Origin of the sequence: Butyricimonas sp. Marseille-P3923 (assembly GCF_900184685.1) — a bacterium.
GTDB classification, from domain to species: Bacteria; Bacteroidota; Bacteroidia; order Bacteroidales; family Marinifilaceae; genus Butyricimonas; species Butyricimonas muris.
In genome coordinates, this window is record NZ_FXXL01000006.1 from 79900 (window position 1) to 93203 (window position 13304).

General features: G+C 51.7%; 12 protein-coding genes and 1 riboswitch. Of the genes, 9 read left to right on the forward strand and 3 right to left on the reverse strand.

Features of this window, described 5'->3' with window-relative positions; genetic code table 11:
• The first annotated feature begins 167 nt into the window (after positions 1–167).
• The 7 genes from cobJ (at position 168) to CS948_RS06315 (ending at position 7755) form a co-directional block, all read left to right on the forward strand.
• A complete protein-coding gene (gene cobJ / locus CS948_RS06285; protein ID WP_099290876.1) occupies positions 168–1574 on the forward strand; it encodes a precorrin-3B C(17)-methyltransferase in 1407 nt (468 codons plus the stop codon).
• 129 nt (positions 1575–1703) lie between these two features.
• Positions 1704–2897 carry a precorrin-6y C5,15-methyltransferase (decarboxylating) subunit CbiE gene (cbiE, locus tag CS948_RS06290; protein ID WP_099291810.1) on the forward strand — a complete coding sequence of 398 codons (1194 nt, stop codon included), beginning with the start codon at positions 1704–1706 and terminating at the stop codon, positions 2895–2897.
• The gene (cobM, locus tag CS948_RS06295) at positions 2890–4701 is read left to right on the forward strand and encodes a precorrin-4 C(11)-methyltransferase (protein WP_099290877.1); all 1812 of its coding nucleotides are present in this window, start codon (positions 2890–2892) and stop codon (positions 4699–4701) included. The genes cbiE and cobM overlap by 8 nt, the downstream gene beginning before the upstream one ends.
• A gap of 50 nt (positions 4702–4751) precedes the next feature.
• Positions 4752–6533, forward strand: coding sequence for a cobalt-precorrin-5B (C(1))-methyltransferase CbiD (gene cbiD / locus CS948_RS06300; RefSeq protein WP_099290878.1), 1782 nt, complete (start codon positions 4752–4754; stop codon positions 6531–6533).
• Positions 6534–6665: 132 nt separating this feature from the next.
• Positions 6666–6977 (forward strand): hypothetical protein, encoded by a 312-nt coding sequence (locus CS948_RS06305; protein ID WP_099290879.1) that lies wholly within the window; start codon positions 6666–6668, stop codon positions 6975–6977.
• Positions 6932–7543, forward strand: a complete 612-nt coding sequence (locus CS948_RS06310; protein ID WP_099290880.1) for a nucleotidyl transferase AbiEii/AbiGii toxin family protein — start codon at positions 6932–6934, stop codon at positions 7541–7543. Before CS948_RS06305 ends, CS948_RS06310 begins: the two co-directional genes overlap by 46 nt.
• The gene (locus CS948_RS06315) at positions 7540–7755 is read left to right on the forward strand and encodes a hypothetical protein (RefSeq protein ID WP_099290881.1); all 216 of its coding nucleotides are present in this window, start codon (positions 7540–7542) and stop codon (positions 7753–7755) included. The genes CS948_RS06310 and CS948_RS06315 overlap by 4 nt, the downstream gene beginning before the upstream one ends.
• On the opposite strand, the gene CS948_RS06320 is transcribed toward CS948_RS06315, so the two are convergent.
• Genes CS948_RS06320 through CS948_RS06330 form a run of 3 tightly spaced genes read right to left on the reverse strand, consistent with a single transcriptional unit; the run spans position 7720 to position 10978 of the window.
• Positions 7720–8727 (reverse strand): ABC transporter ATP-binding protein, encoded by a 1008-nt coding sequence (locus CS948_RS06320; RefSeq protein WP_099290882.1) that lies wholly within the window; start codon positions 8725–8727, stop codon positions 7720–7722. The genes CS948_RS06315 and CS948_RS06320 overlap by 36 nt on opposite strands.
• Before the next feature lie 46 nt (positions 8728–8773).
• Positions 8774–9817 carry an iron ABC transporter permease gene (locus tag CS948_RS06325; protein ID WP_099290883.1) on the reverse strand — a complete coding sequence of 348 codons (1044 nt, stop codon included), beginning with the start codon at positions 9815–9817 and terminating at the stop codon, positions 8774–8776.
• Between the two features lie 6 nt (positions 9818–9823).
• The gene (locus tag CS948_RS06330) at positions 9824–10978 is read right to left on the reverse strand and encodes an ABC transporter substrate-binding protein (RefSeq protein WP_176555028.1); all 1155 of its coding nucleotides are present in this window, start codon (positions 10976–10978) and stop codon (positions 9824–9826) included.
• Positions 10979–10998: 20 nt separating this feature from the next.
• Positions 10999–11194, reverse strand: a riboswitch (cobalamin riboswitch).
• Positions 11195–11343: 149 nt separating this feature from the next.
• On the opposite strand from CS948_RS06330, the gene cobI reads away from it, so the two are divergent.
• Together cobI and CS948_RS06340 are read left to right on the forward strand one after the other, a co-directional pair.
• Entirely contained in the window at positions 11344–12066 is a 723-nt protein-coding gene (cobI, locus tag CS948_RS06335; protein ID WP_099290885.1) for a precorrin-2 C(20)-methyltransferase, read from the forward strand.
• Positions 12067–12154: 88 nt separating this feature from the next.
• The gene (locus CS948_RS06340) at positions 12155–13300 is read left to right on the forward strand and encodes a BamA/TamA family outer membrane protein (RefSeq protein ID WP_099290886.1); all 1146 of its coding nucleotides are present in this window, start codon (positions 12155–12157) and stop codon (positions 13298–13300) included.
• The last annotated feature ends 4 nt before the right edge of the window (positions 13301–13304 follow it).

Sequence of the window (13304 nt, forward strand, 5' to 3'; positions counted from 1 at the left end):
TCTTTTGGAGTTCTTCTGACGGGTTAAAAGAACTCCAGAAGATATTTAATAAAACACCAGAATATCATACCTTTTTCCCCGCCGTTTACTCTGGAATTTAGACCGGATTTGATTTGCAATCCAGCCGGTAAAAGTGTAATTTTGCCCAATACTTCAAAATTATGACAATGAACCAAGGAAAAATATACGTCGTCGGCATCGGACCGGGCAGTGAAGAAGACATCACTCCCGCGGTCCGTGCCGCCATCACACGCTCGGATGTGGTTGTCGGGTACAAATATTACTTCAACTTCATCCAATCCGTCATCCACCCCGGTACCGAGTGTATCGACACGGGCATGAAAAAAGAGAAAGACCGAGCCGCACTCGCTTTCGAGTACGCCGAACAGGGAAAAACCGTTTGCGTTGTCAGCTCCGGCGATGCCGGTATATACGGCATGGCACCCCTCGTCCTCGAGATGAAACGCGAAAAAGCGAGTCCCGTCGAGGTGGAGATACTACCGGGGATAAGTGCCTTCCAGAAAGGAGCCGCGCTACTCGGCGCACCCATCGGGCACGACTTCTGTATCATCTCCCTCTCCGACCTCATGACTCCTTGGGAGAAAATCGAACGCCGGATAGAGGCTGCTGCCTCCGCCGACTTCGTGACTGCCATCTACAACCCGAAAAGCGAAGGACGCTACTGGCAACTCCATCGCCTGAAAGAAATCTTCTGCCAATACCGCTCACCGGAAAACCCTGTCGGTTTCGTGCGTCAAGCGGGACGGGATGAACAGGAAATCAAGATTACCACGATAGCCGACTTCGACCCCGAGGAAGTGGATATGTTCACCATCGTGATTATCGGCAACTCGCAATCCTACGCGTGGGACGACAAAATCATCACTCCCCGCGGCTATTACCGGGAACAGGGCACCGATGAAGTGGGCATCGGGCAGGAAATCATGATGCGCAGCTTCCGCACCATCGAATCGGAATTACAAAATAAAGATATACCCCTCGGGCGAAAATGGGCATTGCTGCACGCCATCCACACGACCGCGGACTTCGACATGGAGAATATCCTCTACACGGACGACAACGCCGTGGAAACCCTCCACGCCCTCTTGCATGACGGGAAAACACGCACCATCATTACCGACGTCACCATGGCGGCTTCCGGCATCCGCAAGGGAGCCTTGGAGCGGTTGGGCATCGAGGTGAAATGCTACCTCTCCGACGAACGTGTCGCCGAAATGGCATCCCGCCTAAAAATCACCCGCACGCAAGCAGGCATACGTCTTGCCGCGGAAGAACACCCGGACGCCCTTTACGTGTTCGGCAACGCCCCGACGGCTCTCATGGAACTATGCAAACTCATGCGCCTCGGCAAAGCACACCCCGCCGGAGTTATCGGCGCACCCGTGGGCTTCGTCAACGTGCGGGAATCCAAACATATGTTGAAATCGTTCACCAACATCCCGAAAATCATCATCGAGGGACGCAAGGGCGGAAGCAACCTCGCCGCAACACTCGTCAACGCCATTCTTTGCTTTGACGACGCGGAAGGATTGCGACCGGGAAGGGACGTGTAAACAATTGAAAATGCAGAATTGAAAATTGAAAATGACAATACTGCATTTCTAAATTATAACCGATAATTGAAAATTGCCATGAAGTCTTCCTTCATTTTCAATTTTCAATTTTCAATTTTCAATTATCTTATGAACTTTACAATTATAGGAATTGACGACAACGGCCAACAGGAGTTCTCCCGGGAAATACGCGGGCACATCGCTTCACGTACCGTATTCTCGGGGGGGAAACGTCACCACGGCATCGTGCGCCCGTTCTTGCCGGAAGGCTACCGCTGGATAGATATCACGGTGCCGCTCGACAACGTCTTCCGGCAATACGAGGGAGAGGACGAGATTGTCGTTTTCGCTTCCGGCGACCCGCTTTTCTTCGGCTTCGCCAATACCATACGCAAACGGCTCCCGGAAGCGGGCATCCGGTTATACCCCTACTTCAATTCCTTGCAGATACTGGCACACCGCCTCGTGCTTCCCTACCACGACATGCACGTCGTTTCCCTCACCGGGCGACCGTGGCATGAATTTGACCGGGCACTCATCGAGGGACACGAGAAAATCGGTCTGCTTACCGACGAGCAACACTCCCCGGATGCCATTGCCCGCCGGATGCTGGCTTACGGGTACGACAATTACCGGATGCACACGGGCGAAATCCTCGGCAACGAACACGAACGCGTACGCACCCTCTCGCCGGATGAGGCAATAGGACAACGTTTCGTCGCTCCCAATTGCGTCATCCTGCAACGTACCCACGCGCACCCCCGTCCTTTCGGCATCCCGGAAAACGAGTTTGAACTACTCGACGGACGCACCCGCATGATTACCAAAATGCCTGTCCGCCTGCTCACGCTCGGCATGCTCGACTTGCGGGAACGCCACACGCTCTGGGACATCGGTTTTTGCACGGGTTCCGTTTCCATCGAGGCGAAACTCCAATTCCCCCACCTTCAAGTGGTAGCCTTCGAGCAACGCCCGGAAGGAGAGCATCTCATGAAAACCAATGCCGCCCGTTTCGGCACGCCCGGCATAGAAGTACACATCGGTGACTTCACCGCAACCGACCTCTCCGGCATCACACCCCCGGATGCCGTATTTATCGGCGGACACGGGGGTAAAATGGAAGAAATCATCTGCCGCCTGAACGAGGTTATCGTCCCCGGCGGCGTTATCGTATTCAACTCGGTATCGCCCGAAAGCAAAGAACTTTTCATCCGCGGTGCCGCCCGACACGGTTTTTCCGTCACGGGAGAACACCGCCTCGCGGTAGATACCCACAACCCGATAGACATTATACAAGTACAAAAAACATCAGCACATGAATAAGATAGCTATTATCATATCTTCAGAACAAGGCTTACAAATCGCCCGCACCATACGGCAAGAACTACCCGATACAGAACTTTTCACCAAAGGAGAACAGGCGGATTGCACCGGTATCACGTCCATCACCGCTTTCGTGTCCGAACATTTTTCCCGGTACGATGCCCTCATCTTCATCGGGGCTCTCGGTATATGCGTCCGTGCCATAGCCTCGTCCGTGCAGTCGAAATACACCGACCCGGCTGTCATCAACATCGACACCACGGGGCGACACGTCATTTCCGTCCTGTCGGGACACGTCGGGGGAGCCAACCAACTCACCCGCCGGGTAGCCAACATCTTGGGTGCCGAAGCTGTCATCACGACACAAAGCGACAACACGGGCTTGTGGGCTCTCGATACCCTTGGCAAAGAACAGGGATGGAAAACCGAAACAACCGCACCGATGAACGACATCATCACGGCATTCGTCAACACCCGTCCCACGGCTCTGCTCCTCGACACGCGGGACGAAGGCACCCGTTATCTGGAACGTACCGCACCGGAACACGTGAAAATATTCTACCATTTCGAGGATATCGATTTCAGTAAATTCCAACTCCTCGTTGCCGTTACCCCGTTCCGGCACGAGAGCCCGATACCCGCGTTGTACTACCGCCCGGCAGTGCTCCACTTGGGCGTCGGCTGCCGCAAAGAGTGCAATCCCGAGGGAGTAGCGGAAAACATTTTCCACGCGCTCGAATCGGCACGACTTTCTCCTCTGGCTCTGGCGAGTGTATCCACGATTGACCTGAAAAAAGACGAGCCCCTCGTTCACGATATTACCCGAAAAGCCGGAGTTTCACTGCACGTCTACACGGCAGACGAACTCAAAGATATAGAAGTCCCCAATCCCTCGGAAAAAGTAACGGAAGTCACCTCCGTGCCGGGAGTGGCGGAAACCTGCGCATTGAAAAGCGCCTCGAACACCCGGTTATTACTGGAAAAACAGAAGCACAAGCTATCCGAGGGCAACGACTTCACCTTTGCCGTGGCTCTCGACCGGACGGCTGAACGCCGGGGATTTATCGAAATCGTGGGTGCAGGACCCGGTGACCCGGAACTTATCTCCGTGAAAGGCAAAAACTTCCTTGAAACGGCAGACCTCATCCTTTACGCCGGAAGCCTCGTGCCCGTGGAACTGACCTATTACGCCAAACCCGGTGCCACCGTGCGCAGTTCCGCCACGATGACACTCGAGGAACAATTCAGCCTCATGAAAGAATTTTACGACAAGGGACTCTTCGTCGTGCGCCTTCACACGGGCGACCCGTGCATATACGGGGCAATACAGGAACAAATGGCATTCTTCGACGAGTACGGCATGGACTACCACATCACCCCCGGAATCTCTTCCTTCCTCGCCGCCGCTGCCGCCCTGCAATCGCAATTCACCATACCCGAAAAGGTGCAGACCATCATCCTCACGCGAGGCGAAGGACGCACCCCCATGCCCGAGAAAGAAAAACTGCACATGCTGGCACGCTCGCAAAGCACCATGTGTATTTTCCTCAGTGCCTCCATTGTCGACCAAGTACAAAGCGAACTCCTGCAACACTACCCGCCCACCACTCCCGTGGCAGCATGCTACCACCTCACGTGGAAAGACGAACGCATCTTCCGGGGACAATTGCAAGACCTCGCCCGTATCGTGAAAGAAAACAACCTCACCCTCACCACCATGATTGTCGTCGGCGATGCCATCGACAACCGCGAGGGACTGTCAAAACTATATTCACACCAATTCAAACACCTGTTCAGAAATTAGATAATCATAAATCGTAAATCATAAATCGTAAATCATAAATCTAAAATATCATGGTCCTCATATTCGGCGGAACAACAGAAGGCAGAACGGCAGTCCGGGTACTCGACGAGGCAGGCTCCCCCTATTACTACTCGACCAAAAGCGACACGCAACAAATCGAGTGTAAGCACGGTACCCGTGTTGCCGGGGGCATGGATACAAGCGAGATGCAAGACTTTTGCACCTGCCATGACATCCGGCTTATCGTGGATGCCGCACACCCCTTCGCCTCCCAGCTGCACGCCAATATAGCCGCCGTATCCGAACGCTTGGACATCCCCGTCATCCGCCTCGAGCGCCTCTATCCCGAGCGGGACGAATCGCTCGTATGGTGCGACTCGTTCGACGATGCCATAGATTACCTTGAACACCACCACATCCGCAACTTACTCGCCCTTACCGGGGTACAAACCATCGGCAAGATGCGCCGCTATTGGGAAAAGACACCTTGCTGGTTCCGCGTACTCGACCGGGAACAATCACTCGACCTTGCACTTCGGGCAGGCTTCCCCCGGGAAAGATTACTCTTCTGGCAGGACAAACAGGACGAGGCGACTCTATTCCGGGAGATTCAACCGGACGCCATCATCACCAAAGAGAGCGGTGAATCGGGCTTCTACTCCGAGAAGATTACAGCGGCAAAAGCCCTCGGCATCCCCGTACTCGTCATTCGCCGTCCCGCGTTACCCGAAAGTTTTTACACCGTAAACGGGGAACACGGGCTACGCTACCGGGTGGAACGACTCGTGCCGGGATTCTCCCCCTTGCGAAGCGGATTCACGACAGGCTCCTGCGCCACAGCCGCCACGGTAGCCGCCCTGCAAGGACTCCTCACGGGCGAACCGCAACAGCAATCGACAATCACCCTCCCCAACGGTGAAACAATCACCTTTCCCGTTGCCTCCTGCACGTTTGCCCCGAACTCCTGCACTTGCGGCATTACCAAAGACGCGGGAGATGACCCGGACGTCACGAACGGCTACACGATATACGCGGAAGTTACCCCGTCCGCCACTCCCGGCGTCCATTTTCTACAAGGCGAAGGAGTCGGCACCGTCACACTTCCCGGTTTGGGCATACCCGTGGGGGAACCAGCCATCAACACCACACCCCGTGCCATGATGACCCGGGAAGCGGAACGTCTGCTCCGGGAGCACAAGGATATACCCGGCATCGACATCCGTATCTCCGTACCCGGCGGCAGGGAACTCGCCACCAAGACATTCAATCCCCGCCTCGGCATCACGGGCGGTATTTCCATCATCGGCACCTCCGGAGTAGTACGCCCTTTCTCCTCGGAAGCCTTCGTCAACAGCATCCGCAAAGAAATACAGGTAGCCAAAGCCCTTGGCTGTAACCACATCGTCATCAACTCCGGTGCCAAGAGCGAAAAGACACTCCGTTCCCGCTTCCCCGAACTACCCGACCAAGCCTTTATCCACTACGGCAACTTCATCGGCGAAACCCTCAAACTGGCAGAAACCGAGTCCATCCCCTCCGTCACCATGGGCATCATGATAGGCAAAGCCGTCAAACTTGCCGAGGGCAACCTCGACACGCATAGCAAACACGTCGTCATGAACAAAGCCTTCATCACCCGCCTCGCTGCCGAAAGCCAATGCCCCCCTTCATCCATTGCCCGCGTTGCCGACATCACCCTCGCCCGCGAACTATGGGACATCTTTGCCGACGCCCCCGCTTTCTTCGATACCCTCGTGCAACATTGTTACGCCCACTGCCTCCCCTTGCTCTCGCGGACACGTTTAGAGATTATTCTTATTCCGGAAGAATAAGTCCGTCAAAAGATTAAGCAATCAGCAACGAGGACAGGGCGAAAAGCGTTTTGACGCATTTGCCCTGTAACGAGAAAATCGAGTGATTAGATTATCAAAATAATTGCGTATCTTTGCCGAAAATAAATTAGAATGAAAGACACAAAAGAATCCATCATCAATCAACTTTCACCCTATCTATTCTGGGATATAGATAAGGCAACTCTTGATATGGATACTCACCGTGCCTACATTATCAAACGTGTTCTTGAATACGGTCAACTGGAAGATTGGCACGCCATTCTCGCTTATTACACGCAACCGGTCATCATCGAAGTAATCAAAAATGTCCGGGAGTTAGACCCACGGGCTCTTGCCTACATTGCCACGATAACAAATACTCCAATACACCAATTCAAATGTTACACCACACGACAATCGAACCCCACACACTGGAACTTTTAAGAAAGTTACAGGAATTACCCGTATTGAGTAATACCCGACTCGTGGGAGGTACCGCTTTAGCTCTCCAAATCGGGCATCGAAAGTCTGTTGACCTTGATATATTTGGAAATATTCAAACAGATAGTCTTGACCTAATACAGTATTTGCATACAATTGGTAAAATCATTCAGATAAAAGAATCTCCGAATATCCATATCTTCTCCATAGATGGAATAAAAGTTGACATCGTGAATTATCCATACCCATGGTTATCCCCGCTAAAAATAAAAGACGATATAAAATTGGCTGCTTTAGAAGACATTTGTGCGATGAAACTAGCCGCAATAACAGGAAGAGGTTCAAAAAAGGATTTTATCGACATCCATTTTCTCTTAGAACATTTCACTCTAAAAGAAATGCTTGTATTTTACAACCGTAAATACACGGATGGCTCTTCATTTTTAGTATTAAAAAGTCTTTCGTATTTTGAAGATGCTGAAAATGAACCTTCTCCCGTCATGTTGACTGATACAAGCTGGGATACGGTAAAAAACAATATAAAAACACATTTACAAAAACAGACATGAAAAACAAAACCAAAATTACCCGGGAAGACTACTTGAAAGCAACGAGGAAAGCCCGAAGGGAAGAAGAGATACGGGAGCATCTCCATCCCGTGAACATCAGCAGGGTTCACAAATCAAAGAAAGTTTACAACCGCAAAAGAAGCAAGGCGGCCCTGAATAAGGAGCTGCCTTATTTTTTACCCTTCCGGCAAGACAGCAGGCATAGCGCTTAACAACTCTTCAATCGTCTGCACCTCCATCACGGGCTTCCCCGGCACATTAATCTTGAAACCCGAAGTTGTCAAATCACCCGTTTCCACGTACACCCCCGATTCCACGTTCCGGTTAGCCAACACCCCGTTACGCTGCAACGCCTTCCGCACCATGGCATACTTTTGCCCGTGTCCCTGTAAGCGCACACGCGAAGTATATTGATTCTCTATCCGGAACAACCCCGTTTCCATATCAAAAACAATCCCCTTACGGGCAAAAAAACTACTCAAATGTCCCTCCAACGCCAAATCTTCCGGAGTGCCTATCGTGATGCCGTGTTGCTTATCCATCAGCCATATCTTGTCGGCAATCTGCAAGGCGAGTTCCAAATCGTGCGTCGAAAGAAATATAGTCTTCCCCGTTTCCCGTGTCAACTGGTGAAGCAACTGCATAATCTCCACCTTACTCGGGAAATCCAAAAATGCCGTCGGCTCATCCAAAAATATCACGGGTGTCTGTTGCGCCAACGCTTTTGCTATCATCACCTTCTGCCGCTCCCCGTCACTCAACGTGTGTACCATACGGGAAGCCAGATTCTCAATCCTCACCAGCGCAATCGACTCCTCCACTATCCGGCAGTCCTCCTTGTCAAGCGTTCCCCAGAAACCGGTATACGGACTTCTTCCCATCCCTATCAACTCCCGGGCACTCATGTTGCGCACGTCGCATTTCTCGGTCAGCACCACGCCTATCGTCTTCGACAACTCCTTGTCTGAATAAGTACCGAGCTCCCGCCCCATAATAAAAATCTCCCCTCCCAGCTTCGGTTGAAATGCCGACAAGGTACGCAAAAGCGTGGACTTCCCCACTCCATTCGCTCCCAAAAGACAAGTCAACTCCCCCCCGTGTATCTCCGTGCAAATCCCTTGAGCCACCACCTTCGTGTCGCTCTTACCCTTGTACCCGATAGAAAGATTTACCAAACGAACCATAACCCAAATTTAAAATCACAAATCGTAAATCATAAATCGTAAATCATTAAATTTCCACCTCATTCCTCTTCCGTTTCCCGAACAACACCGACGCCACCACCGGCGCCCCGACCAATGCCGTCACCGAATTCACGGGCAAAGCCCCCTCGAACCCCGGCAAACGGGCTATCAGATTACAAAGCAACGCCAGCGAAGCCCCCACCAGCATCGAGGTCGGCATCAATATCCGGTGGTCTGAAGTCTGAAATATCGCGCGACACAAGTGAGGCACCGCCAACCCCAAAAAGATAATCGGACCGCAATAAGCCGTGACAATCGCAGTCAACACCCCGGAGCAAGTAATCACCCACACCCGGGCACGATTAATATTCAGTCCCAGATTACGGGCGTACCCGTCCCCCAGCATCAACAGATTCAACGGCTTAATCAACAAAAAAGACAGCGGGATAATCACCGCCATAATCGTCACAAACAACATCATCTGGTTCCCCGAAACCCGGGCGAAACTACCTAATCCCCAAATCACGTACGCCTTGATATCCTCCTCCACGCTGAAAAACTTCAGTACCCCGATAACGGCATTCGCGATATACCCTATCATCACCCCGATAATCAAGAGAGTAACACTCCCCCGTATCTTCCGGGAAGCGAAAACGATTAATCCCATCACGGACAACGCACCCGCGATAGCCGCAACAGACAGCGCCACCTCCCCGATAAATCCCAGACGACTCAAGGCCACTCCCCCCAGTTTACCGGACAACAACACCACGAAAGCCACCCCCAGACTCGCCCCCGAACTGATACCCAGCACGGAAGGTCCCGCCAGCGGATTACGGAAAATAGTCTGCATCTGCAACCCGCTGATAGAAAGTCCCGCACCCGCCACCAACGCCGTCAACGCCTGCGGCAACCGGGACTTCAAAATTATATTCTGCCAAGCCACCGGTTCATCCCCGCTACCCGTCAGCACGTTCCAAACCGATGAAAACGGGATAGCCACCGAACCCAACAACATATTCAATAACAAAAACACCACGATAGACACCGTGATAAAAAACATCCATATCGTATTTCTCCCTCGTCCCATGCACTCTTATTTATTAAGCAAATCGTAATACACCGGTTCATGGTCGGGCAACACACCCGGGTGAAACACCCGAATCATATCGGCAAGCACCACCTCCGGTTCGGCGGGCATACTCTCGTAAAACGGCTTCTCCCGCATGTTACAATAAATGACACGTTTATCCTTAAAAGCCTTGAAATCAGCGTAACGCTCGTCTTGCGCCTTCAACGCGGCATAACAATACTCCCCGGCAAAACTATTCGCGATTCTCCAGTAGTCGGCACTCTCCGCCTGATTGTACACCGTCTCGAAATCCAACGTCACCCCACCCGAACGGGGGTCATCTTTCAAGAAATAATCCGCACCCGCGTCATGGAAAAGCTGTGCCAGAAAACTCTTTCCCCCCACGGCATACCACACCCCGCCTCTCAACTCCCCGCTAAACACCACGGGACGGCGTTCCACGTCACCGACCATCGCTTTCAACGAATTATACCGGTTCTCTATCCGGTCAAATTCCAATCCCGCCTTATCCTCCATTCCCAGCAACAACCCCACGAACTTAATCCATTCCGCCTGCCCGAGAGGAGTCATCTCCTTGTACCCGAGATGCGGCACCAGAGGAATCCCGATATCTTTCACGGCATCATACCCCCCGCGTTTAAAAGGCGAAATCAACATCAGGTCGGGATTCAGGCTCATGATAATCTCGTTATCAAAATTCCCCTCTATCCCGATACGGCACGTTTTCCCCTCGTCCACCCGCTTCTGCATCTCCCCGTTAAAAAGGAAACGGGTACTCGTGATACCCACCACCCGGTCCGTCGCGTCCAGTTTGATAAAATTAGACAACTGCAAAGAAGTCATGCACACCACGCTCCGTACCGGAACCTCCACCACGGGCAACTCTGCCGGGGTTTGCACCTTCTTTCCCCGGGGAATCAAAGCGTACTGGTAACACGTGTGGCTACTCTCCTGCGGGTCTTTGACATTCAACACGGCATACCCGTCCCGGTACTCCAACCAAAACCCTTTAGCGTACTTAATCCGAACCCGGGGAATCGAATCGCTCCCCGCCTGAACGGTCTGTTTCTCGACCGACTTCTTACTCGTTTTCGACTTGCAGCAACAAAACACTCCGCAAGCACACAAAATACACAATAAACGTACTAATCCATTCATCTCTTTTCCTCCGAAAGTATTAATCATTCGTGTCATCTGGCAGGTTTTCTGGCTTGTCATCTTTTCTCCTTCCCGGATTCCAATCCAGTGGTTTTATAGAAAAAATCTGCCCACCCTCGAGGCAGGAAACGACTTTACAGCTGCGGGGACAGCCCCGGAATTTCACCGGATTCCCTTTTCTTCCAACACGGAAGCACCAAGACGCCTGCAAATATATAAATATTATTTTGAGCGTATCCGTTTTTTAACGACTTTTGCACCCGGAATCAGTTTATAAAGTTCATAAGGTTCATAAAGTTTATAAAGTATTTCCGCTTTAAACCTTAAAAACTTTATGAACTTTAAAAATTTTATAAACTCATCGCATGAAAGGCAAAGTAATCAGCATCTCCCTCGGTCCGGGCGATCCGGAGTTAATAACGGTCAAGGCATTAAAAGCCTTGCAGGAAGTTGACGTAATCTATTGCCCCGGCACGAAAAGCAAAGAAGGGACTTTCAAATCGTACTCTCAGGACATCATCCTGTCCCTACCCGTCGAGGCTAGTAAAATCCGAGTCTTCCACGTCCCGATGTCCAAAGACCGCACGTTTGCCAACCGGGCTTACGATGAACTCTGCCTCGAAATCGCGGCACGGGTTGCCGAGGGGAAAACGGTTGCCGTCACTGCCGAAGGCGATTCCGGCTTCTACTCTTCCGGCAACTACATGTTCGAGAAACTCGCCTCCATGCACATCCCCACCTCCGTCATTGCCGGAGTACCCGCGTTCATCGCCGCAGGAGCGGTATCGGGACTTCATATCGTGAAACAGGAAGAAAAACTCGTCGTCCTGCCGGGCAAAACAACGCCGGAAGAACTTCACGAGCTCACCACCACGAACCACGTTATCGTCATCATGAAATTATCGCAATGCACCGATACCGTCCACGAATTCATCCGTCAACACCCGGATGCCGAATACCACTATTACCAAAACGTGGGTACCGCGAACGAACAACATGAAACCGACCGGAACGCCCTCGTGGAAATCGAATTCCCTTACTTTTCCCTAATGATTATACGACCTGCCAAAAGAATCTCTGTCGGCTAACCCAACAATTGGCACAAATATTGCGTACAAGGAAATCACGAGATGAATGATTGTTTAATCTATGCTAATTTAACTTTATCAATCTGAAATGATTCGACATACACTATATATCGCATTATTATGCGTCCTGTCGCTTTCCGCCAACGGGCAAGACACGGTCACCGTTGACACCACACCCGTGAAGACCGGATTCTTCCATCGGTTCTACCGTTATTTCGCGGACGCCAACAAAGAGAAAGAAGAAAAGCGATTCGACTTCTCCATTATCGGGGGACCGCATTTTTCAAGCGACACCAAACTGGGACTCGGGCTCGTGGCATCCGGGCTATACCGTATCGACCGGCACGACAAAACCATATCCCCCTCCAACGTCGCCATCTACGGGGACATCACCACCACGGGATTCTACCTGCTGGGAATCCGGAACAATAGCATCTTCCCGCGTGACCGTTTCCGGCTCAACGCCAACATGTACTTTTTCTCCTTCCCCAGCGAATTCTGGGGCATCGGTTATGAAGCCGGCAGACATGAAGACCGCAACACCGAATATAAACGACTGGAACAACAAGTCAAACTAGAACTCCTGTGGCGTCTGGCTCCCAACCTCTACGTGGGTCCCAACCTCATGTTCCGCAACGTGAACGCGAAAGATTTCGACGACATCAGCTTCCTCAACGGGGCACCCAAGAACGTCACCACCTTCGGGCCCGGAATCATAATCTCGTATGACTCGAGAGATTTTATCCCGAACCCTTACAAGGGAATCTACGTACAACTGGAGCAACAGTTCTTTCCCAGCTTCCTCGGTAACGATCAGGATTTCAAGCGTACCAGCTTCGACTTCCGGTATTATCACAAAGCGTGGAAAGGAGCTATCGTTGCCACGCAATTACAAGGAATATTCAACTACGGGGACACCCCGTGGAGTATGGTTGCCCTGATGGGCGGTTCGTACAGCATGAGAGGTTACTACGAGGGACGCTACCGTGACAATGACCTGATACAGGCGCAAGTAGAACTCCGTCAAAAAATATACAACCGCCACGGCATAACTGCGTGGGCAGGTGCCGGAAACGTGTTTCCGGACATGGACAAGTTTAAATGGAGCCACACCCTGCCCACTTATGGCATCGGCTACCGTTGGGAATTTAAAAACAGAATTAACGTAAGATTGGATTATGGTATCGGCAAAGGCGTCAAAGCATTCTACTTCAATATTAACGAGGCTTTCTAAAGGA

What these genes read in the sequence shown, in the direction of transcription:
- cobJ (WP_099290876.1), top strand. Translation starts at nt 168, where the DNA reads ATGAACCAAGGAAAAATATACGTCGTCGGCATCGGACCGGGCAGTGAA.
- cbiE (WP_099291810.1), top strand. Translation starts at nt 1,704, where the DNA reads ATGAACTTTACAATTATAGGAATTGACGACAACGGCCAACAGGAGTTC.
- cobM (WP_099290877.1), top strand. Translation starts at nt 2,890, where the DNA reads ATGAATAAGATAGCTATTATCATATCTTCAGAACAAGGCTTACAAATC.
- cbiD (WP_099290878.1), top strand. Translation starts at nt 4,752, where the DNA reads ATGGTCCTCATATTCGGCGGAACAACAGAAGGCAGAACGGCAGTCCGG.
- CS948_RS06305 (WP_099290879.1), top strand. Translation starts at nt 6,666, where the DNA reads ATGAAAGACACAAAAGAATCCATCATCAATCAACTTTCACCCTATCTA.
- CS948_RS06310 (WP_099290880.1), top strand. Translation starts at nt 6,932, where the DNA reads ATGTTACACCACACGACAATCGAACCCCACACACTGGAACTTTTAAGA.
- CS948_RS06315 (WP_099290881.1), top strand. Translation starts at nt 7,540, where the DNA reads ATGAAAAACAAAACCAAAATTACCCGGGAAGACTACTTGAAAGCAACG.
- CS948_RS06320 (WP_099290882.1), bottom strand. Translation starts at nt 8,727, where the DNA reads ATGGTTCGTTTGGTAAATCTTTCTATCGGGTACAAGGGTAAGAGCGAC.
- CS948_RS06325 (WP_099290883.1), bottom strand. Translation starts at nt 9,817, where the DNA reads ATGGGACGAGGGAGAAATACGATATGGATGTTTTTTATCACGGTGTCT.
- CS948_RS06330 (WP_176555028.1), bottom strand. Translation starts at nt 10,978, where the DNA reads ATGAATGGATTAGTACGTTTATTGTGTATTTTGTGTGCTTGCGGAGTG.
- cobI (WP_099290885.1), top strand. Translation starts at nt 11,344, where the DNA reads ATGAAAGGCAAAGTAATCAGCATCTCCCTCGGTCCGGGCGATCCGGAG.
- CS948_RS06340 (WP_099290886.1), top strand. Translation starts at nt 12,155, where the DNA reads ATGATTCGACATACACTATATATCGCATTATTATGCGTCCTGTCGCTT.